This window comes from Klebsiella sp. AqSCr, from assembly GCF_008452795.1.
GTDB lineage: Bacteria > Pseudomonadota > Gammaproteobacteria > Enterobacterales > Enterobacteriaceae > Klebsiella > Klebsiella pneumoniae.
Map to the genome: position 1 here is coordinate 2538215 of NZ_MJDM01000005.1, position 20413 is coordinate 2558627.

Annotated in this window: 18 protein-coding genes; 9 read left to right on the forward strand and 9 right to left on the reverse strand. The window is 56.4% G+C overall.

The features are described from left to right. Positions 1–23 precede the first annotated feature (23 nt). Both BHE81_RS16495 and BHE81_RS16500 read left to right on the forward strand, forming a co-directional pair. Complete coding sequence (locus BHE81_RS16495) at positions 24–1040, forward strand: Zn-dependent oxidoreductase (RefSeq protein WP_002918451.1); 1017 nt, start codon at positions 24–26, stop codon at positions 1038–1040. Positions 1041–1125: 85 nt separating this feature from the next. Next, the gene (locus BHE81_RS16500; protein WP_002918453.1) at positions 1126–2409 is read left to right on the forward strand and encodes an MFS transporter; all 1284 of its coding nucleotides are present in this window, start codon (positions 1126–1128) and stop codon (positions 2407–2409) included. A gap of 51 nt (positions 2410–2460) precedes the next feature. Here the strand turns inward: BHE81_RS16500 and BHE81_RS16505 are convergent, their stop codons facing one another. Continuing rightward, positions 2461–3393 (reverse strand): TIGR01212 family radical SAM protein, encoded by a 933-nt coding sequence (locus BHE81_RS16505; RefSeq protein ID WP_002918455.1) that lies wholly within the window; start codon positions 3391–3393, stop codon positions 2461–2463. A gap of 673 nt (positions 3394–4066) precedes the next feature. On the opposite strand from BHE81_RS16505, the gene gltB reads away from it, so the two are divergent. Further along, positions 4067–8527 carry a glutamate synthase large subunit gene (gltB, locus tag BHE81_RS16510; RefSeq protein WP_004144939.1) on the forward strand — a complete coding sequence of 1487 codons (4461 nt, stop codon included), beginning with the start codon at positions 4067–4069 and terminating at the stop codon, positions 8525–8527. 9 nt (positions 8528–8536) lie between these two features. Then, a complete protein-coding gene (locus tag BHE81_RS16515) occupies positions 8537–9955 on the forward strand; it encodes a glutamate synthase small subunit (protein WP_002918461.1) in 1419 nt (472 codons plus the stop codon). Positions 9956–10009: 54 nt separating this feature from the next. Here BHE81_RS16515 and BHE81_RS16520 read toward each other — a convergent pair whose 3' ends face one another. The 7 genes from BHE81_RS16520 to zapE all read right to left on the reverse strand — a co-directional run bounded on the left by BHE81_RS16520 (position 10010) and on the right by zapE (position 14516). Next, entirely contained in the window at positions 10010–10714 is a 705-nt protein-coding gene (locus tag BHE81_RS16520) for an N-acetylmannosamine-6-phosphate 2-epimerase (RefSeq protein WP_004174129.1), read from the reverse strand. A gap of 124 nt (positions 10715–10838) precedes the next feature. Then, the gene (gene sspB, locus BHE81_RS16525; RefSeq protein ID WP_002918465.1) at positions 10839–11333 is read right to left on the reverse strand and encodes a ClpXP protease specificity-enhancing factor; all 495 of its coding nucleotides are present in this window, start codon (positions 11331–11333) and stop codon (positions 10839–10841) included. 3 nt (positions 11334–11336) lie between these two features. Continuing rightward, entirely contained in the window at positions 11337–11975 is a 639-nt protein-coding gene (gene sspA / locus BHE81_RS16530) for a stringent starvation protein SspA (RefSeq protein WP_002918467.1), read from the reverse strand. Then, a complete protein-coding gene (locus BHE81_RS28285) occupies positions 11945–12229 on the reverse strand; it encodes a hypothetical protein (protein ID WP_135801240.1) in 285 nt (94 codons plus the stop codon). The genes sspA and BHE81_RS28285 overlap by 31 nt, the downstream gene beginning before the upstream one ends. Positions 12230–12286: 57 nt before the next feature. Next, positions 12287–12679 carry a 30S ribosomal protein S9 gene (rpsI, locus tag BHE81_RS16535; RefSeq protein ID WP_000829818.1) on the reverse strand — a complete coding sequence of 131 codons (393 nt, stop codon included), beginning with the start codon at positions 12677–12679 and terminating at the stop codon, positions 12287–12289. A 15-nt stretch (positions 12680–12694) separates the two neighbouring features. After that, positions 12695–13123, reverse strand: a complete 429-nt coding sequence (gene rplM / locus BHE81_RS16540; RefSeq protein ID WP_002918559.1) for a 50S ribosomal protein L13 — start codon at positions 13121–13123, stop codon at positions 12695–12697. 265 nt (positions 13124–13388) lie between these two features. Beyond that, positions 13389–14516, reverse strand: a complete 1128-nt coding sequence (gene zapE / locus BHE81_RS16545; protein WP_004144945.1) for a cell division protein ZapE — start codon at positions 14514–14516, stop codon at positions 13389–13391. Positions 14517–14706: 190 nt separating this feature from the next. On the opposite strand from zapE, the gene zapG reads away from it, so the two are divergent. From zapG to degS, 3 genes are all read left to right on the forward strand, one after another. Beyond that, complete coding sequence (zapG, locus tag BHE81_RS16550; protein ID WP_002918565.1) at positions 14707–15105, forward strand: Z-ring associated protein ZapG; 399 nt, start codon at positions 14707–14709, stop codon at positions 15103–15105. A 173-nt stretch (positions 15106–15278) separates the two neighbouring features. After that, positions 15279–16646 (forward strand): serine endoprotease DegQ, encoded by a 1368-nt coding sequence (degQ, locus tag BHE81_RS16555; protein WP_004174125.1) that lies wholly within the window; start codon positions 15279–15281, stop codon positions 16644–16646. An 87-nt stretch (positions 16647–16733) separates the two neighbouring features. After that, positions 16734–17792 carry an outer membrane-stress sensor serine endopeptidase DegS gene (gene degS, locus BHE81_RS16560; RefSeq protein WP_002918568.1) on the forward strand — a complete coding sequence of 353 codons (1059 nt, stop codon included), beginning with the start codon at positions 16734–16736 and terminating at the stop codon, positions 17790–17792. Positions 17793–17928: 136 nt separating this feature from the next. Here degS and mdh read toward each other — a convergent pair whose 3' ends face one another. Then, positions 17929–18867: a malate dehydrogenase gene (gene mdh, locus BHE81_RS16565; protein ID WP_002918570.1), complete on the reverse strand. Its 939-nt coding sequence runs from the start codon at positions 18865–18867 to the stop codon at positions 17929–17931. Positions 18868–19281: 414 nt separating this feature from the next. On the opposite strand from mdh, the gene argR reads away from it, so the two are divergent. Both argR and yhcN read left to right on the forward strand, forming a co-directional pair. After that, the gene (gene argR, locus BHE81_RS16570) at positions 19282–19752 is read left to right on the forward strand and encodes a transcriptional regulator ArgR (protein ID WP_002918625.1); all 471 of its coding nucleotides are present in this window, start codon (positions 19282–19284) and stop codon (positions 19750–19752) included. 375 nt (positions 19753–20127) lie between these two features. Next, entirely contained in the window at positions 20128–20391 is a 264-nt protein-coding gene (yhcN, locus tag BHE81_RS16575) for a peroxide/acid stress response protein YhcN (RefSeq protein WP_149888811.1), read from the forward strand. Positions 20392–20413: the final 22 nt, after the last annotated feature.

The following is a 20413-nucleotide window of genomic DNA, read 5'->3' on the forward strand; positions in this document are numbered from 1 at the left end:
AAAAGACAATGGAAGGAATCAAAATGAGAAGCGTCGTCGTCAAAGAGCCAGGCCAACTGAACATTGAATCACGTCCGGTTCCAGTTCCGGGCGCCCATGAAGTACGGGTGAAAATTGCTTTTGCTGGGATCTGTGGTTCCGATGTACACATCTATCACGGCCACAACCCTTTCGCGAAATATCCCCGCGTCATCGGCCATGAATTCTATGGCATCATCGACGCCGTCGGCGAGCAGGTATCTCCGGCACGCATCGGCGAGCGTGTCGCGGTGGACCCCGTTGTCAGCTGCGGCCATTGTTATCCTTGCTCGGTAGGAAGGCCGAATGTCTGTACGCAGCTCCAGGTCATAGGAGTTCACCGCGACGGGGGATTTAGCGACTATGCCTGCGTGCCGGCGAAAAATGCCTGGCGCATCCCCGAGGCTATCAGCGACCGTCAGGCAACGATGGTTGAGCCTTTTACCATCGCGGCAAATATTACCGCCCAGCTGCAGCCCACGGCGCAAGATATTGCCCTGGTTTACGGCGCTGGCCCGATGGGGCTGACGATCATTCAGGCGCTAAAGGGGGTATATGGCGTTAAGCAGGTGATCGTCGTGGATCGCATTGCCGAACGTCTGCAGATGGCCCGGGAAAACGGCGCCGATCTGACGCTCGATAACACTGACCAGCCGCTCGCGGAACAGCTGGCGCAGCGGCAGCTTGCCCCCACGCTGGTCATTGATGCCGCCTGCCACCCGGCGATCCTGCAGGAAGCCATTCTCCTCGCCTCCCCCGCCGCCCGCATCGGTATACTCGGTTTCTCCGGCGAGGCCTCGACCCTCACTCAGCAAAGCATCACCAGTAAAGAAATTTCTATTTTCTCCTCCCGGCTGAACAGCGGGCGTTTTCCGCTGGTCATCGACTGGATGGAGAAAGGCCTTATTCGTCCGGAGGCGTTAATCACCCATTGTATGCCGCTGGAGCAGGTGAAAGAGGCCATGGAGATTTTTGCTAACGACCGTAAGACCTGCTGCAAAGTGCTGCTGCAGCTGGGTTAAACCGGCATCGTATAGAATAACGGCCGACGGATATCTGCGTATCCGCCGCGCCTGATATAAATAATATAATGAGCATGGTGTTATCATGGGAAAAAATATCCGCTGGATTATCGTCCTGTTATTATTTTTAGTATATATGATAAATTATCTGGACCGGGTGGCATTATCCATTACGGTCCCGATGATTGAAAAGGACCTTGCACTTAACGCTGAACAATTCGGCATTATTTTCGGCAGCTTTTTCTTCGGCTACGCGGTATTTAATTTTATTGGCGGTTTGGCCGTGGATAAGTTTGGCGCAACGCTGGTAATGGGCCTGGCGGTCGGTCTGTGGTCGCTGTTTTGCGGCTTAACCGCGGTAGCCACCGGCTTTTATTCCATGCTGGTGCTGCGGGTGCTTTTCGGGATGGCGGAAGGCCCGATCTGCGCATCGGCGAACAAGATGATCAACGGCTGGTTTCCTAAAAAGCAAGCGGCTACCGCCGTCGGCTTTCTCAGCGCAGGCTCTCCGCTGGGCGGCGCGGTCGCCGGCCCCATCGTCGGTTACCTGGCCCTGGCATTCGGCTGGCGCCCGGCTTTTATGATTATTTTCGCTATCGGTATTGTATGGATGATAGCGTGGTTTTTCATTGCCGCTAATTCGCCCGAAAAGCATAAAAAAGTCAGCCAGGAAGAACTTAAGCTGATTAATAAAATGAAAGAAGAAGAAGTCGCGCTGGAAACAATAGAAAATCAAACAGCTCACTCGCTGGGTTATTATTTGAAACAGCCAATTATTCTGGTAACGGCCTTTGCCTTCTTCTGCTACAACTATATTCTGTTTTTCTTTCTCAGCTGGTTCCCGTCCTATCTGGTACAACAGCACCATCTGGATATTAAACAGATGAGCCTTACCACTATGATCCCATGGATAGTCGGCTTTGTCGGTCTGGCGCTTGGGGGCTATATTTCCGATAAAATTTTTAAACTCACCGGGCGCCTGCTGCTGTCGCGCAAAATTGTGCTGGTGGTATGCCTGCTGATGGCCGCTATCTGCGTGGGACTGGCGGGTACCGTCAGCAGCGTCGTGCCTGCCGTTCTGCTGATGTCGGTCTCCATCTTTTTCCTCTATGTAACCGGGGCGATCTACTGGGCGATTATCCAGGACGTGGTGCATAAATCCCGCGTCGGCGGCGCCAGCGGCTTTATCCATCTTATCGGCAGCGTCTCCGGCATCGTGGGGCCGATTGTTACCGGCTATATCGTGCAGTCTACTGGTAAATTTGACAGCGCTTTCGTTCTCGCCGGCACTATCGCCGCGCTTGGCGCCCTGCTGGTGCTGTTCGTGATCAAAACTCCGCGTGTGACGATGAAAGCCAGCCAGGCATAAATGGCAGGAGCGCGATGTCCGGCATTGTTCCGGACATCGCGCTCGTACTTCTCACTCAGCCTGGGGAGCAACCCAGCTACGGCCCAGCGCCGAGCCCTGAGCGCCCTGCTGATTCAGATAACGATCCAGTTCAACCATGCCGGTCCAGCGATTTTCACACCACAGCGGCGCCAACAGCGTGGGCCGACGGGCGCTGGCGGAAATACGGTGGTAGATCACCTCCGGCGGCGTATGGCGGATCATCTCTCCAGCGGTGACGGTATACGCCTCCAGCTCAATGCCATCGAGACGCCCGGCCTGCCACGCTTTGGCCATAATGCTGCCTTTCACAATATGCAGTGGATGCAATTTGATCCCATCCACGCCGGTCGCCACTACCTGCTCCAGCGTCTGCAGACAATGCCCCTGGCTCTCTCCGGGCAGACCGACGATCAGATGCGCACAGACTTTCAGCCCCCGCTCTCGCGCCAGGCGCGCGGTACGCTGATAACAGGCGAAATCGTGTCCACGGTTAATGCGATGCAGGGTCTTATCATGAGCAGTTTGCAGCCCCAGCTCCAGCCATACCTCATACCCTTGCTGATGGTATTCACTCAGCAGGTCAAGGACCGCCTGCGGAACGCAGTCCGGGCGGGTGCCGACGCACAGGCCAACGATATTTGCGGCACTGACGGCCTGACGATACATTGAACGGAGCACCTGCACTTCAGCGAAGGTGCTGGTGTAGGCCTGAAAATAGGCCAGATAGCGCTTCGCCCGGTTGACGAGCTGCGCCTGATGAGCGAGCTGTTCGGCGATAGAGCGATGCTGCTGCGCCTCATCGGCAAACGATGCCACGTTACAGAAAGTGCAACCGCCGCGGCCCAGCGTGCCGTCGCGGTTTGGGCAGCTAAAACCGCCGTGCAGCGTTAGCTTATGGACCTTTTCGCCATAGCGACGCATAAGATCCCCACCAAACATATTGACTAATTTCTGTAACTGCATAATCTGATAGACCGCCCTCAACAAAGGGGGCCAAGCCTGCCACTTTTCGTCACCGATGGCGATGACCTGGATCAATCGTCAGCGCGGCGACCAACCCTATTGCATAAACAATCAAGATTACTGCAATTTCATTCAACCACCAGGTGATGAGTTTTCCTTATATTTTATCTTCGCATTGCCCTAATCTGCTTTCTGGTAAAAAACGGTATTAATGTCCAGTAGTTAAAAATATTGCAGTCAAATATGCTAATAATGAAATATATTTCAGCGCATATTGGTAATGCAAAGCCGCGTGCACAGTGAGACAGATCACACTAGCCGCACCACCAGCAGGCGTATTCAAAGCATAAAAATTGCCATTATTTTCTTTAATAACAATTAGTTAACTTGTGTATAGCACATTTTTGTATTAATAAGATTGCCATTTGACGTAAGTGTGGATTCCCGATAAGTTGGGAATCCGCTGGAAGCTTTCTGGATGAGCACTCTGCTCATCATATTTATGCAGTAATTGAGATTCCCTCTTAACAGCAAGTCCTCAAACTTGTGTACCGATGCGAAAAGGATTTAAAGAGGGCGAATGCGAGGTGTAAACCCCGTCGCCATGCTCTTTCTGTGCCTGTGCGCAATCGGTATCGGAGGGTGTCCGTAGAGCCTGGGGAGGTTCACTGATATGTTGTACGACAAATCCCTTGAGAGGGATAACTGTGGTTTCGGCCTGATCGCCCACATAGAAGGCGAACCTAGCCACAAGGTAGTGCGAACCGCAATACACGCACTGGCCCGCATGCAGCACCGTGGCGCAATCCTTGCCGATGGTAAAACCGGCGACGGTTGCGGTCTGCTGCTGCAAAAACCCGATCGTTTCTTCCGCATCGTTGCCGAAGAGCGCGGCTGGCGTTTAGCCAAAAACTACGCCGTTGGGATGCTGTTCCTGAATAAAGATCCTGAGCTGGCTAAAGCGGCGCGCCGCATCGTTGAAGAAGAACTTCAGCTTGAGACCCTGTCGATTGTCGGCTGGCGCGATGTGCCGACCAACGAAGGCGTGCTCGGTGAAATCGCCCTCTCCTCGCTGCCCCGTATTGAGCAAATCTTTGTCAACGCCCCGGCTGGCTGGCGCCCGCGCGATATGGAGCGCCGTCTGTTTATTGCGCGTCGTCGCATTGAAAAACGCCTGCAGGAAGACAAAGATTTCTACGTTTGTAGCTTGTCCAATCTGGTCAACATCTATAAAGGTCTGTGTATGCCGGCGGATTTGCCGCGCTTCTACCTGGACCTCGCGGACCTGCGCCTGGAGTCGGCTATCTGCCTGTTCCACCAGCGCTTCTCCACCAACACCGTACCACGCTGGCCGTTGGCGCAGCCGTTCCGCTACCTGGCGCACAACGGTGAAATTAACACCATTACCGGCAACCGCCAGTGGGCCCGCGCCCGTACCTATAAGTTCCAGACCCCGCTGATCCCTGACCTGCACGACGCCGCGCCGTTCGTTAACGAAACCGGCTCCGACTCCAGTTCCATGGACAACATGCTGGAGCTGCTGCTGGCCGGCGGGATGGACATCGTGCGCGCCATGCGTCTGCTGGTGCCGCCAGCCTGGCAGAACAACCCGGATATGGATCCGGAGCTGCGTTCATTCTTCGACTTTAACTCCATGCATATGGAGCCGTGGGACGGCCCGGCGGGCATCGTCATGTCCGATGGCCGCTACGCGGCCTGTAACCTCGACCGTAACGGTCTGCGCCCGGCGCGCTACGTCATTACCAAAGATAAGCTCATCACCTGCGCCTCCGAAGTCGGCATCTGGGATTACCAGCCTGACGAAGTGGTCGAGAAAGGCCGCGTGGGCCCGGGCGAGCTGATGGTTATCGATACCCGTGCCGGACGCATTCTGCACTCAGCGGAAACCGATGACGATCTGAAGAGCCGCCACCCGTATAAAGAGTGGATGGAGAAAAACGTTCGTCGCCTGGTGCCGTTCGAAGATCTGCCGGACGAAGAGGTTGGCAGTCGCCAGCTGGATGACGACACGCTCGCCAGCTACCAGAAACAGTTTAACTACAGCGCGGAAGAGCTGGACTCCGTCCTGCGCGTGCTCGGCGAAAATGGCCAGGAAGCAGTCGGTTCGATGGGCGATGACACGCCTTTCGCCGTGCTCTCCAGCCAGCCGCGCATTATCTACGATTACTTCCGTCAGCAGTTCGCCCAGGTGACTAACCCGCCGATCGACCCGCTGCGCGAAGCGCACGTCATGTCGCTGGCTACCAGCATCGGCCGCGAAATGAACGTCTTCTGCGAAGCGGAAGGCCAGGCGCATCGTCTGAGCTTCAAATCGCCGATCCTGCTGTACTCCGATTTTAAACAGCTGACGACGATGGAAGAAGAGCACTATCGCGCCGACGTCCTCGATATCACGTTCAACCCGGCAGAGGCCTCCCTCAGCGAGACGGTGAAAGCGCTGTGCGATAAAGCGGAGCAAATGGTGCGCGACGGCACCGTGCTGCTGGTGCTCTCTGACCGCAACATCGCCAAAGACCGTCTGCCGGTACCGGCGCCGATGGCCGTTGGCGCGATCCAGACCCGTCTGGTCGATAAAAGCCTGCGCTGCGATGCCAACATCATCGTTGAAACCGCCAGCGCCCGCGATCCGCACCACTTCGCCGTGCTGCTCGGCTTTGGGGCGACGGCTATCTATCCATACCTCGCCTACGAAACGCTGGCGAAGCTGGTCGACAGCAAAGCCATCGATAAACCGTACCGTGCGGTGATGCTGAACTATCGCAACGGTATCAATAAAGGTCTGTATAAGATCATGTCCAAGATGGGGATCTCGACCATCGCCTCCTACCGCTGCTCGAAGCTGTTCGAAGCGGTCGGTCTGCATCGCGATGTCTCCGATCTCTGCTTCCAGGGCGTGGTCAGCCGCATCGGCGGCGCCAGCTTCGACGACTTCCAGCAGGATCTGCTGAATCTGTCGAAACGCGCCTGGCTGGCGCGTAAGCCGCTGGCCCAGGGCGGTTTGCTGAAATATGTGCACGGCGGCGAATATCATGCCTACAACCCGGACGTGGTGCGCACCCTGCAGCAGGCCGTGCAGAGCGGCGAATACAGCGATTATCAACAATACGCGAAACTGGTTAACGAACGTCCAGCGGCCACGCTGCGCGACCTGCTGGCGCTCAACCCAGGCGAAGACGCCATCAGCATCGACGAAGTAGAGCCGGCGAAGGAGCTGTTTAAACGCTTCGATACCGCGGCGATGTCGATCGGCGCCCTGAGCCCGGAAGCGCACGAGTCGCTGGCGGAAGCGATGAACAGCATCGGCGGCTTCTCCAACTCCGGTGAAGGCGGTGAAGACCCGGCGCGCTACGGCACTAATAAAGTGTCGCGCATCAAGCAGGTCGCGTCCGGCCGCTTCGGCGTCACGCCAGCCTACCTGGTCAATGCCGACGTCATCCAGATCAAAGTCGCCCAGGGGGCGAAACCGGGTGAAGGTGGCCAGCTGCCGGGTGATAAAGTCACCCCGTACATCGCCAAACTGCGCTATTCGGTACCGGGCGTCACGCTGATTTCCCCGCCGCCGCACCACGATATCTACTCTATCGAGGATCTGGCGCAGCTGATTTTCGACCTCAAGCAGGTCAATCCGAAAGCGATGATTTCGGTCAAACTGGTTTCTGAGCCGGGCGTTGGCACCATCGCCACCGGCGTGGCCAAAGCCTATGCCGACCTGATCACCATCGCCGGCTACGACGGCGGCACCGGGGCGAGCCCGCTCTCTTCGGTGAAATATGCCGGCTGTCCGTGGGAGCTCGGCCTGGTGGAAACCCAGCAGGCGCTGGTCGCTAACGGTCTGCGTCATAAGATCCGTCTGCAGGTGGATGGCGGCCTGAAAACCGGTCTTGATATCATCAAAGCGGCGATCCTCGGCGCGGAGAGCTTCGGTTTCGGTACCGGCCCGATGGTCGCGCTGGGCTGTAAATACCTGCGTATTTGCCACCTGAACAACTGCGCTACCGGCGTGGCGACCCAGGATGACAAACTGCGTAAGAATCACTATCACGGTCTGCCGTTCAAAGTGACCAACTACTTTGAATTTATCGCCCGTGAGACCCGCGAGCTGATGGCCCAGCTGGGCGTCAAGCGTCTGGTGGATCTGATTGGCCGCACCGATCTGCTCAAAGAGCTGGATGGGTTCACCGCCAAGCAGCAGAAACTGGATCTGGGTAAACTGCTGGAGACCGCAGAGCCGCATCCGGGCAAAGCGCTGTACTGCACCGAGAACAACCCACCGTTCGATAACGGCGTGCTCAACGCCCAGCTGCTGCAGCAGGCGAAACCGTACGTGGATGAAAAGCAGAGCAAGACGTTCTGGTTTGATATCCGTAACACCGACCGCTCCGTGGGGGCCTCGCTGTCCGGGTATATCGCCCAGACCCATGGCGACCAGGGACTGGCGGGCGACCCGATCGTCGCTCACTTTAGCGGCACCGCGGGCCAGAGCTTCGGCGTGTGGAACGCCGGCGGCGTGGAACTGCATCTGACTGGCGACGCCAACGACTACGTCGGGAAAGGCATGGCGGGCGGTCTGCTGGCCATTCGTCCGCCGGTGGGCTCTGCGTTCCGCAGCCATGAAGCCAGTATTATCGGCAACACCTGCCTGTACGGCGCGACCGGTGGTCGTCTGTACGCCGCAGGCCGCGCGGGCGAGCGTTTCGCCGTGCGTAACTCCGGCGCCATCACCGTGGTGGAAGGCATCGGCGACAACGGCTGCGAATATATGACCGGCGGCATCGTCTGCGTGCTCGGAAAAACCGGCGTCAACTTTGGCGCAGGGATGACCGGCGGCTTTGCCTATGTCCTGGATGAAGATGGCGACTTCCGCAAACGCGTGAACCCGGAGCTGGTGGAAGTACTGGACGTTGATTCTCTGGCCATCCATGAAGAGCACCTGCGCGGTTTAATCACCGAGCACGTACAGCTTACCGGTTCGCAACGCGGCGAAGAGATCCTCGCCAACTGGCCGGCCTTCTCCGCGAAGTTTGCGCTGGTTAAACCAAAGTCCAGCGATGTTAAAGCACTGTTGGGTCACCGTAGTCGTTCCGCAGCTGAGCTGCGGGTGCAGGCGCAGTAAGGGGTTAAGATGAGTCAGAACGTTTATCAATTTATCGACCTGCAGCGCGTTGATCCGCCAAAGAAACCGCTGAAGATCCGTAAAATTGAGTTTGTGGAAATTTACGAGCCGTTTTCAGAAGGCCAGGCCAAGGCGCAGGCGGATCGCTGCCTCTCCTGTGGCAACCCGTACTGCGAATGGAAGTGCCCGGTGCATAACTACATCCCGAACTGGCTGAAGCTGGCCAACGAGGGGCGTATTTTTGAAGCGGCCGAGCTGTCGCATCAAACCAACACTCTGCCGGAAGTCTGCGGGCGCGTCTGCCCGCAGGACCGCCTGTGTGAAGGCTCCTGTACGCTGAACGATGAGTTCGGCGCGGTGACCATCGGCAACATCGAACGCTATATCAACGATAAGGCATTCGAGATGGGCTGGCGTCCGGATCTCTCCGACGTGAAGCCGACCGGTAAAACCGTCGCGATCATCGGCGCTGGCCCAGCGGGCCTCGCCTGCGCCGACGTGCTGACCCGTAACGGCGTCAAGGCGGTGGTATTTGACCGCCATCCGGAAATCGGCGGCCTGCTGACCTTCGGTATCCCAGCGTTCAAGCTGGAAAAAGAGGTGATGACCCGCCGCCGGGAGATCTTCACCGGCATGGGCATTGAGTTCAAACTCAATACCGAAGTGGGCCGCGACGTGCAGCTCGACGACCTGCTGAAGGAGTACGATGCGGTGTTCCTCGGCGTCGGGACCTATCAGTCGATGCGCGGTGGACTGGACAACGAAGACGCCCCGGGTGTTTACGACGCGCTGCCGTTCCTTATCGCTAACACTAAGCAGATCATGGGCTTTGGTGAAACCGCCGATGAGCCCTATGTCAGCATGGAAGGCAAACGCGTGGTGGTGCTCGGCGGTGGCGACACCGCGATGGACTGCGTACGCACCTCCGTCCGTCAGAATGCGGCGCACGTGATCTGCGCCTATCGCCGTGACGAAGAGAACATGCCCGGCTCAAAACGCGAAGTGAAAAACGCGCGCGAAGAAGGCGTTGAGTTCCAGTTTAACGTCCAGCCGCTGGGCGTGGAAGTGAATGCCAACGGTAAGGTTTGCGGCGTGAAGATGGCGCGCACCGAAATGGGCCAGCCGGATGCGAAGGGCCGCCGCCGCGCGGAGATCGTCCCCGGCTCTGAGCACGTGGTGCCGGCTGACGCCGTAGTCATGGCGTTTGGCTTCCGTCCGCACAGCATGGAGTGGCTGGCGAAGCACAGCGTCGAACTGGACTCCCAGGGCCGTATTATCGCCCCGGAAGGCAGCGAAAACGCCTTCCAGACCAGCAACCCGAAAATCTTCGCCGGTGGCGATATCGTTCGCGGTTCCGATCTGGTGGTCACCGCGATTGCCGAAGGTCGTAAAGCGGCGGACGGGATCCTCAACTACCTTGAAGTCTGATTAGGTCCGGAGCCTCACGCATAAAAGCCCGATGGTTAACGTCATCGGGCTTTTTTATTGCTCATTCGCCGGGTAAACCGCCGCTTTCAGCGCCGTATTATACCAGCCGCAGATATGCTCCAGGCGGGTAATCGCCGAGCCGACGGTCACCGCCCACGCGCCGCAGCGCATCGCCTCCGCCGCCTGGGCAGGCGTGTTATAGCGCCCTTCGGCAATCACTCTGCAGCCCGCCACGCTCAGGCATTGCACCAGCGCCAGATCCGGCTCATCCGGCGTCTCTTCTGCGGTATAGCCGGAGAGAGTCGTGCCGACAATCTCAGCCCCCAACTGCCAGCACTCGAGAGCATCGTCGAGAGATGAGCAATCGGCCATCGCCACTTTTCCCAGCCGATGAATTTCTGCTAATAGCGCCGACACTGACGCCGGACGCTGACGCTGGGTGCCGTCAATAGCAATAATATCCGCTCCGCCCTGCGCCAGCGCGTCGATATCTTCCAGCCACGGCGTAATACGCACCGGGCTATCGGGCAAATCGCGTTTGATCAACCCAATAACGGGCACCGTCACTAACGGACGAACGGCCTGCAGGTTGGCCTGGCCTTCGATGCGCAGCGCTACCGCTCCCGCCTGCTCAGCCGCCAGCGCCATTGCCGCGACGATAGCGGGATTATCCAGCGGACTGCCCGGCACCGGCTGGCAGGAGACAATTAATCCGCCATGATGACGGATACGCTGGTCCAGTTGTGCGAGTAAAGACATGTCTGCTCCCTAAAAACTACCTGTGGCGATGACGATACCAGCCATGGGACGCCTCGTTTGTGGCAGAGTTAACAAAGCGGACAGACAAAAAAACAGGCCCCGCAGGGCCTGTCAGAGAAGGGATTTACTTCACCACGCGCAGCGCCGGGCGACCACCGCGCGGCGGCGGCGTGTCGTCAGGATCGTCGTCGTGATTATCCGGCTTATCGCCATCGATCACCGACATCACCGTTTCGCTTTCACTCTCCGGCGCGACGTCATCATCGTTGAGGCTGCTGACGTCTTCGTCATAGGCCGCTTCCGGTTCGAACATCGTACCAGCGCCGTTCTCACGGGCGTAGATGGCGAGTACCGCAGCCAGCGGGACAGACACGTTGCGTGGTACGCCGCCAAAGCGCGCGTTGAAGCGCACTTCGTCGTTCGCCAGCTCGAGATTGCCTACCGCACGCGGGGCAATATTGAGAACGATTTGCCCATCGCGCGCGTACTCCATCGGCACGAGCACGCCCGGCAGCGTCACATCCACCACCAGGTGCGGCGTCAGCTGGTTATCCAGCAGCCAGTCATAAAACGCCCGTAACAGATACGGGCGACGCGGCGTCAGCTGTGATACATCCATTATTTAGCCCCGACCGAGGCGCATTTCACGCTCGGCTTCAGTTAAAGAAGCGAGGAAGGAATCACGCTCAAATACGCGAGTCATATAGCCTTTGAGCTCTTTCGCGCCAGCGCCAACCAGCTCCACACCAAGAACCGGCAGACGCCACAGCAGCGGCGCCAGGTAGCAGTCCACCAGGCTGAACTCATCGCTCAGGAAGTAAGGTTTCTGGGTGAAGACCGGCGCGATGGCCAGCAATTCTTCACGCAGCTGCTTACGCGCAGCATCAGCTTGCGCTGCGGTACCGCTCTGGATGGTGTTCATCAGCGAATACCAGTCCTTCTCGATACGTTGCATATACAGGCGGCTTTCACCACGCGCCACCGGATAAACCGGCATTAACGGCGGGTGCGGGAAACGCTCATCCAGATACTCCATAATGATGCGGGATTCCCACAGAGTGAGCTCACGATCCACCAGCGTCGGTACGCTTTGATTCGGGTTGAGGTCAATCAGATCCTGAGGCGGGTTATCCTTCTCCACGTGCTCTATCTCAAAACTGACACCCTTCTCGGCCAGCACAATGCGGACCTGATGGCTATAGATGTCAGTAGGACCAGAAAACAGCGTCATTACCGAACGTTTGTTGGCAGCGACAGCCATGAAAACCTCCAGGTATATTCAGAATTTTGTACTGCTGCCGGCCACTCATGACCAGCCAGATGTAAAAACCCCATTAGCGCGATGTCACCTTCGTTCACGAATAAAACAAAAAATGAACAATCACCAGCATTTGGGCAGAAAATTGGATGATAGTTTACCAGATTTTGAAGACGTTGTGGTGAGGGGATTCTGGAAATGCTGAAAAAGTGGCGAGAACCGGCGCTATGCTTGTGGATAACAGCCGTTTTATCCATAAAAAAACCCGCCGAAGCGGGTTTTTTCGCAAATTGTTCTGCGTGAGCAGAAAACAATTAACGCTTGGAGAACTGCGGACGACGACGTGCTTTACGCAGACCGACTTTCTTACGTTCAACCTGACGAGCGTCACGAGTAACGAAGCCAGCTTTACGCAGTTCGGAACGCAGGGACTCGTCGTACTCCATCAGAGCGCGGGTGATACCGTGACGGATCGCACCAGCCTGACCAGAGATACCACCACCTTTAACAGTGATGTACAGATCCAGTTTCTCAACCATGTCGACCAGTTCCAGCGGCTGACGAACTACCATGCGGGCAGTTTCACGACCGAAGTACTGTTCCAGAGAACGCTGGTTGATAACGATTTTACCGTTGCCCGGTTTGATGAAAACGCGAGCTGCGGAACTTTTGCGGCGACCAGTGCCGTAGTATTGATTTTCAGCCATTGCCTATAATCCCGATTAGATGTCAAGAACTTGCGGTTGCTGTGCCGCGTGGTTGTGCTCGTTACCCGCGTAAACTTTCAGTTTACGGTACATAGCACGACCCAGCGGGCCTTTTGGCAGCATGCCTTTAACCGCGATTTCAATCACACGCTCAGGACGGCGGGCAATCATCTCTTCAAAGGTCGCTTCTTTGATACCACCGATGTGGCCGGTGTGGTGGTAGTACATTTTGTCTTCGCGCTTGTTGCCGGTAACAGCAACTTTTTCTGCGTTCAGAACGATGATGTAATCACCGGTATCAACGTGCGGAGTGTATTCCGCTTTGTGCTTACCGCGCAGGCGACGAGCCAGTTCAGTAGCCAGACGGCCCAGAGTTTTACCGGTCGCGTCAACAACATACCAGTCGCGTTTTACGGTTTCTGGTTTAGCTGTAAAAGTTTTCATTAAAAGCTTACCCAAATAATAAGTTACACGTTGGTGAACACCCAAACGTTTAGTCAGTTGAGGTTCACACGACATTGTCCAGCAAACCTACCCCTTCGAATAGCCTATGCCGGCGCATAGAAAGTTTCGGGAAAAAAACCTTCTCGTAACGTGGGGTCGCAAGATTATAGAGAAGTCGGGGTCAAAGATCGACCCCTTTATGAGATTTTTCAGGCCGCGCCCGGGGCGGCCTTGCGGCCCTGAATCCGCCTGAAAAAGTCCCCTGTCAGGGCATATGCGGACGTTTGAGGTACTCTTCGCTCTGCATCTCCTGCAGACGAGAGAGACAGCGCTGGAACTCAAACTTCAGCCGCTCGCCCTGGTAAATGTCGTACAGCGGCACTGCCGCGCTGACCACCAGCTTTACATGGCGCTCGTAGAACTCATCCACCAGAGCGATAAAGCGGCGGGCCTCGCTCTCCAGCTGCGCGGTCATCACCGGCACGTCGAACAGCATCACCGTATGGAACAGTCGGGAGAGCGCGATATAGTCATGCTGGCTGCGCGCATCCACGCATAGCGTGGCGAATGACGCCGCCAGCGTCTGGTTTTCTACGCCGAGGGTAGGCAGCTCGCGATGGTTAATCTCCAGCGTCGGCCCGGCAGCGCGCGGCGCGCCCGCCAGCGCGAGCCACAATTTATCCATCTGTTCGCGGGTGTCGTTATTCAGCGGCGACAGCCACAGGTGCGCCTGCGTCAGGGTACGCAGCCGATAATCGATGCCGGCATCGACGTTCATAATATCGCAATGCTGCTTGATGGCGTCGATCGCCGGTAGAAAACGGGCCCGCTGCAGGCCATTGCGATAGAGTTCATCCGGCGGAATATTGGAGGTCGCCACCAGGGTGATGCCGCGGGCGAACAGGGCTTTCATCAGCCCGCCCAACAGCATGGCGTCGGTAATATCGGAGACAAAAAACTCGTCGAAACAGAGCACGTCGGTTTCCGCTTTAAAGCGGTCGGCGACGATCTCCAGCGGGTCGCTATGTCCCTGCAGGGTGGTCAGCTCTTCGTGTACGCGCAGCATGAAACGATGGAAATGCAGGCGCTGTTTACGCTCGCCCGGCAGGCTCTGGTAAAACAGGTCCATCAGCCAGGTTTTGCCTCGCCCCACGCCGCCCCACATATACAGGCCGCGGACAGGTGCCGTCCCGGCAGCCGGCTCGCGCTTACCCAGCAGTTTGCCGAATTTCGCGCGCAAACCGCCGCCTGACGCGACCGGCGCGGGCTGCGTCTGCAGTTCCTGGTAAATGGTATCAAGGCGGCTCACCGCTTCTTGCTGGACGTCGTCGGGTTGATGGCTGCCCTCTTTCAGGGCTAAAAGGTAACGCGATGTTGGAGACAGGCTTTGCATGATCTAATTGTTATTCCTTGAAAACCGTAATGCCGAAGCTCACGATTGACGAAAAAAAGGCCGTTCTACACTACGCGATGATACGCCAGGATTCCACTTCTGTGGAATTAGCGGTTATAGTGGCACTATCGGGCGCAGGCGGAGAGCCTAAGAGCCACCCTACGGAACCACAATACAACGGGAGATGTTCATGACCTGGGAATACGCGCTAATTGGGTTAGTCGTCGGTATCATCATTGGTGCCGTCGCCATGCGTTTCGGCAACCGCAAACTGCGCCAACAGCAGGCGCTGCAGTACGAACTGGAAAAGAATAAAGCCGAGCTTGAAGAGTACCGTGAAGAGCTGGTGAGCCACTTTGCGCGTAGCGCCGAACTGCTGGATAACATGGCGCACGACTATCGTCAGCTATATCAGCATATGGCGAAAAGCTCTAACAACCTGCTGCCGGACTCGATGGCAGACGCCAACCCGTTCCGCAACCGTCTGGAAGAGTCTGAAGCCAGCAACGATCAGGCGCCGGTCCAGATGCCGCGCGACTACTCCGAGGGCGCATCCGGTTTACTGCGCGGAGGCGCAAAACGCGATTAAGCCTCGCTGCGATTAAAATATTCTCCGGGCGCGCCCGTCGCGCCCGCTCCTTCCCCCACTTCCCGGCTACAATTTAAACCAGTCCCCACGTTGTTACCTGTGCAAAAATTCAATAACATCAGGTTATTCAGGACATTTTTCCATACACCTCAGGTTACGAGAGCCAGCATCTAATGAAGAAACAGACTTTGCTGTTGAGTGCGTTAGCGTTAAGCATTGGGTTATCGTTGTCGGTCCTGCCTCCGGCAGCGGCATCCTTACCGACTCAGGTGCCCGGCCAGGGCGCGTTACCAAGCCTGGCGCCGATGCTGGAAAAGGTTCTGCCGGCGGTAGTTAGCGTACAGGTGGAAGGCACCGCCTCGCCGACGCTCAATATGCCGGAAGAGCTGAAAAAATATTTTGGCGATAACGCCCCGCAGGAGCAGGCGCAGCCGTTTGAAGGGCTCGGCTCCGGCGTTATCATCGACGCGGCGAAAGGCTATGTGCTGACCAATAACCACGTCATCAATCAGGCGCAGAAGATCAGCGTCCAGCTGAACGATGGCCGTGAGTTCGATGCCAAACTGGTCGGGAGCGATGAACAGAGCGATATCGCTCTGCTGCAACTGATTAAGCCAGACCACCTGACGCAAATCGCCATTGCTGACTCTGATAAACTTCGCGTCGGCGACTTCGCCGTCGCCGTCGGCAACCCGTTCGGCCTTGGCCAGACCGCCACCTCCGGCATTATCTCTGCCCTTGGCCGCAGCGGCTTGAACCTTGAAGGGCTGGAGAATTTCATTCAGACCGACGCCTCGATTAACCGCGGCAACTCCGGCGGCGCGCTGCTGAACCTCAACGGCGAGCTTATCGGGATCAACACCGCGATCCTCGCGCCGGGCGGCGGCAGCATCGGCATCGGCTTTGCCATTCCAAGCAATATGGCGAAAACCCTCGCCGACCAGCTTATTCAGTTTGGCGAAATCAAGCGCGGCCTGTTGGGCATTAAAGGCATGGAAATGAGCGCCGACATCGCCAAAGCGATGAATCTCAACGTTCAGCGCGGCGCCTTCGTCAGTGAAGTCCTGCCAAACTCCGGCTCCGCCAAAGCGGGGATTAAATCCGGGGACGTCATCGTGAGTCTGAACGGCAAACCGCTGAACAGTTTCGCCGAACTGCGTTCGCGGATCGCCACCACCGAGCCGGGTACCAAGGTCAAACTGGGCCTGCTGCGCGATGGAAAGCCGGTCGATGTCGAAGTGACCCTGGATAAGAGCACCTCCTCAACCGCCAGCGCGGAACTGATTATCCCGGCGCTGCAGGGGGCCTCGTTCAGCGACGGCCAGATGAAAGATGGCACCAAAGGAGTGGTGATCGATAATGTGGATAAAGGCAGCGCCGCCGCCCAGGTCGGTCTGCATAAGGATGACATTATCATTGGCCTTAACCGGCAGCGTATTCACTCAATTGCCGAACTGCGCAAAGCGCTCGAAGGTAAACCGCCGGTCATCGCCCTGAACGTGATCCGCGGCAACGAAAGCATCTATCTGCTGCTGCGCTGATTGTCTCTCCGGGCATCGCCGCCATGTGCGATGTCCGGACAACTCATGCTATGCTGCGCCTGACCATTCATTAACGATATCTGCATCATGCCTGGAAAGTTATTACGTTCAGTACTCATCGGTTTGCTTGTCGGGGGTCTGCTGCTGGCCCTGATGCCCTCGCTGCGCCAGTGGCAGTTGGCGCCGACTACCCAGAACGATACGGCAGACGACTCCCCGGCGAGCTATAACGCCGCGGTGCGCCGCGCGGCGCCCGCCGTGGTGAACGTCTATAACCGCGCCCTGAACAGCACCAGCCATAATCAGCTGACGCTTGGCTCAGGGGTGATTATGGATCAGCGCGGCTATATCCTGACCAACAAGCATGTTATCAACGATGCCGATCAGATTATCGTCGCCCTGCAGGACGGCCGCGTCTTCGAAGCGCTGCTGGTAGGATCCGATTCCCTCACCGATCTCGCCGTGCTCAAGATCAATGCTACCGGCGGGCTGCCGGTGATCCCGATCAATCCGAAACGCACGCCGCACATCGGCGACGTGGTGCTGGCGATTGGCAACCCTTATAACCTGGGGCAGACCATCACCCAGGGGATTATCAGCGCCACAGGGCGCATTGGCCTCAATCCGACCGGCCGCCAGAACTTCCTGCAGACTGACGCCTCGATCAACCACGGTAACTCCGGCGGGGCGCTGGTGAACTCTCTCGGCGAGCTGATGGGGATTAACACCCTCTCCTTTGACAAGAGCAATGACGGCGAAACGCCGGAAGGCATTGGCTTTGCGATCCCGTTCCAGTTAGCGACCAAAATTATGGATAAACTGATCCGCGATGGCCGGGTGATCCGCGGCTATATCGGCATTAGCGGCCGGGAGATCGCCCCGCTGCACGCGCAGGGCGGAGGGATCGATCAGATTCAGGGGATCGTCGTTAACGATGTCGCCCCGGACGGTCCAGCGGCGCAAGCCGGGATCCGCGCCAACGACGTAATCATCTCCGTGAATGACAAACCCGCCGTCTCGGCACTGGAGACGATGGATCAGGTGGCCGAGATCCGCCCGGGATCGGAAATTCCGGTGGTCATCATGCGTGATGATAAGAAAATCACGCTCCATATCGCCGTCCAGGAATACCCGGCCACCAACTAAACGGCTCCCCGTTTGGGGAGCCACGTTAATCGCTAAATACCGGACCGGCCGGGAATCTGACCAGAAACCCGGTTTCCATGAATGCTGGACAATAAAAAGCCGGAACTGCGGTTCCGGCTCTTCTGTTAGGGCGAGATTACTTGTTGACGAAGTCTTCGCCGAGCGCGATATCTTTCTTCAGGGTGTCCAGCATGCCCTCCAGCGCCTGCTGTTCAAAGGCGCTGAGTTTGCCGATAGACTGTCGCTCTTCCACGCCGTTTTTCCCCAGCAGCAGCGGCTGGGAGAAGAAACGCGCATAGTGGCCGTCGCCTTCCACGTAGGCGCACTCCACCACGCCTTTTTCCCCCTGCATGGCGCGAACCAGAGAGAGACCAAAACGGGCAGCCGCCTGGCCCATCGACAAGGTCGCCGACCCGCCGCCCGCTTTCGCTTCCACGACTTCGGTACCGGCGTTCTGAATACGTTTAGTCAGGTCGGCAATTTCCTGATCGCTAAAGCTGACGCCGGGGATCTGCGACAGTAAAGGCAGAATGGTGACCCCGGAGTGACCACCAATGACCGGGACTTCCACCTCGGTTGCCGATTTACCTTTCAGCTCCGCCACAAAGGTATTGGAACGGATGATGTCCAGCGTGGTAACGCCGAACAGTTTGTTTTTATCGTACACGCCGGCTTTTTTCAGTACTTCGGCGGCGATAGCCACGGTGGTATTCACCGGGTTGGTGATAATGCCGATGCAGGCCTGCGGGCAGGTTTTGGCAATCTGCTGCACGAGGTTCTTCACGATACCCGCATTCACATTAAACAGGTCGGAACGATCCATGCCGGGCTTACGCGCCACGCCCGCGGAGATCAGCACTACATCCGCGCCTTCCAGCGCCGGAGTAGCGTCTTCACCGGAAAATCCTTTAATTTTTACATCTGTGGGGATATGACTTAGATCTACCGCCACGCCCGGCGTAACCGGAGCGATGTCGTACAACGAGAGCTCTGAACCTGAAGGCAGTTGGGTCTTAAGTAGTAGGGCAAGCGCCTGGCCGATACCACCGGCAGCGCCAAGGACTGCAACTTTCATCCTAAACTCCTTATTATGGTTAATTTAGTCTTTCGTTATTCCGTCGCCTGGACCTTAATTCACAAGATGAACAATTACAATGATTATGGCTGAAGAATGCATTATTGTGCGTAGCAATAGAACAGCGGCGCACTTTATGCTTCCTGACTGACCATCCAGCAAAGCGAAGTACCGGATCGACTATTGGTTACAATACACCCAGCCAGTTGCGCAAAACAACACCAACTCAATAACATTTCATTTACTTTTACATGGCTTTAAGCGTTGTGATGAGAACATGTTCCTTATACGGTTTTTTTGCTAAAATATGCCCCCTTCATAACATTATTGACCTATCCTTTCGCGGATTATTTGCATAAAAATTCATGGTTATGCATAATGATGTTGATTTTACCACCATAATCTGGGTGACTTATGCGAAGTTCGGCAAAACAAGAAGAACTGGTTAAAGCGTTTAAAGCGCTGCTTAAAGAAGAGAAATTCAGCTCGCAGGGAGAGATCGTCCAGGCGCTGCAGGAAGAGGGCTTCGAGAATATCAACCAATCGAAGGTTTCCCGCATGCTCACCAAATTTGGTGCGGTGCGTACCCGTAACGCCAAAATGGAAATGGTCTATTGCTTGCCTGCCGAGCTTGGGGTACCGACCACCTCCAGCCCGCTGAAGAATTTGGTGCTGGATATCGACTATAACGATGCCGTAGTGGTGATTCATACGAGCCCCGGCGCCGCGCAGCTGATCGCCCGTCTTCTCGACTCGCTGGGCAAAGCGGAAGGCATTCTTGGCAGTATCGCCGGGGATGACACCATCTTTACCACGCCTGCGCGCGGTTTTACGGTGAAAGATCTGCACGACGCCATTCTGGTTCTGTTTGAGCAGGAACTCTGAGTAATTCCCCTCTGGCTACCGTCAGAGGGCGACTCCCCTTTCTTTTGCCTCTCCCCCCTTCTGGCACAACAACTATTTAACACTTAGTGTCATTTACGCCGTCTATACGTTCTTTTACTAACGCGAAAATCGTAAAACGCACAAAAGATCAAATTCGTATACCTTTATGAATTTATTAGAAATAAATCTTATCGCTGTCGCTAACGTGTCATTTTTAATTCTTATCCGTTATAAAAAGCGCAATCTATTGTAACTATTAACGCACAAAACAATTAGCATGGTATTAATATTTTTGGTGATTAGTGTATACTTGGTTTTGTGATGAGGGTCACGAAACAAAGACCCCCAACAAAAAGATTCGACGAGGTGAACATCATGAAAATCAAAACCACTGTAGCTGCTATCAGCATCCTGTCCGTCGTGTCGTTTGGCGCTTTCGCCGCTGATATTATCAACAGCGAGCAGGCCCAGGGCCGCGAGGCCATCGGCACGGTTTCCGTCGGCGCGGTAGCATCTTCCCCGATGGATATGCATGGAATGCTGAACAAAAAAGCGCAGGAAGAAGGGGCTTCTTCTTACCGCATTATTGAAGCCCGCACTGGCGACCACTGGCATGCCACTGCTGAGCTGTATAAATAAGTTTTAGACGTCAACGATTAAC

Bases quoted from the DNA above. Each gene is read 5' to 3' on its own strand.
- zapG (WP_002918565.1), top strand. From the start codon at position 14,707: ATGACCTGGGAATACGCGCTAATTGGGTTAGTCGTCGGTATCATCATT.
- rplM (WP_002918559.1), bottom strand. From the start codon at position 13,123: ATGAAAACTTTTACAGCTAAACCAGAAACCGTAAAACGCGACTGGTAT.
- BHE81_RS16505 (WP_002918455.1), bottom strand. From the start codon at position 3,393: ATGCAGTTACAGAAATTAGTCAATATGTTTGGTGGGGATCTTATGCGT.
- rpsI (WP_000829818.1), bottom strand. From the start codon at position 12,679: ATGGCTGAAAATCAATACTACGGCACTGGTCGCCGCAAAAGTTCCGCA.
- argR (WP_002918625.1), top strand. From the start codon at position 19,282: ATGCGAAGTTCGGCAAAACAAGAAGAACTGGTTAAAGCGTTTAAAGCG.
- yhcN (WP_149888811.1), top strand. From the start codon at position 20,128: ATGAAAATCAAAACCACTGTAGCTGCTATCAGCATCCTGTCCGTCGTG.
- gltB (WP_004144939.1), top strand. From the start codon at position 4,067: ATGTTGTACGACAAATCCCTTGAGAGGGATAACTGTGGTTTCGGCCTG.
- BHE81_RS16495 (WP_002918451.1), top strand. From the start codon at position 24: ATGAGAAGCGTCGTCGTCAAAGAGCCAGGCCAACTGAACATTGAATCA.
- BHE81_RS16520 (WP_004174129.1), bottom strand. From the start codon at position 10,714: ATGTCTTTACTCGCACAACTGGACCAGCGTATCCGTCATCATGGCGGA.
- sspA (WP_002918467.1), bottom strand. From the start codon at position 11,975: ATGGCTGTCGCTGCCAACAAACGTTCGGTAATGACGCTGTTTTCTGGT.
- sspB (WP_002918465.1), bottom strand. From the start codon at position 11,333: ATGGATGTATCACAGCTGACGCCGCGTCGCCCGTATCTGTTACGGGCG.
- BHE81_RS28285 (WP_135801240.1), bottom strand. From the start codon at position 12,229: ATGGATAAAACGGCTGTTATCCACAAGCATAGCGCCGGTTCTCGCCAC.
- BHE81_RS16515 (WP_002918461.1), top strand. From the start codon at position 8,537: ATGAGTCAGAACGTTTATCAATTTATCGACCTGCAGCGCGTTGATCCG.
- degS (WP_002918568.1), top strand. From the start codon at position 16,734: ATGCCTGGAAAGTTATTACGTTCAGTACTCATCGGTTTGCTTGTCGGG.
- zapE (WP_004144945.1), bottom strand. From the start codon at position 14,516: ATGCAAAGCCTGTCTCCAACATCGCGTTACCTTTTAGCCCTGAAAGAG.
- BHE81_RS16500 (WP_002918453.1), top strand. From the start codon at position 1,126: ATGGGAAAAAATATCCGCTGGATTATCGTCCTGTTATTATTTTTAGTA.
- mdh (WP_002918570.1), bottom strand. From the start codon at position 18,867: ATGAAAGTTGCAGTCCTTGGCGCTGCCGGTGGTATCGGCCAGGCGCTT.
- degQ (WP_004174125.1), top strand. From the start codon at position 15,279: ATGAAGAAACAGACTTTGCTGTTGAGTGCGTTAGCGTTAAGCATTGGG.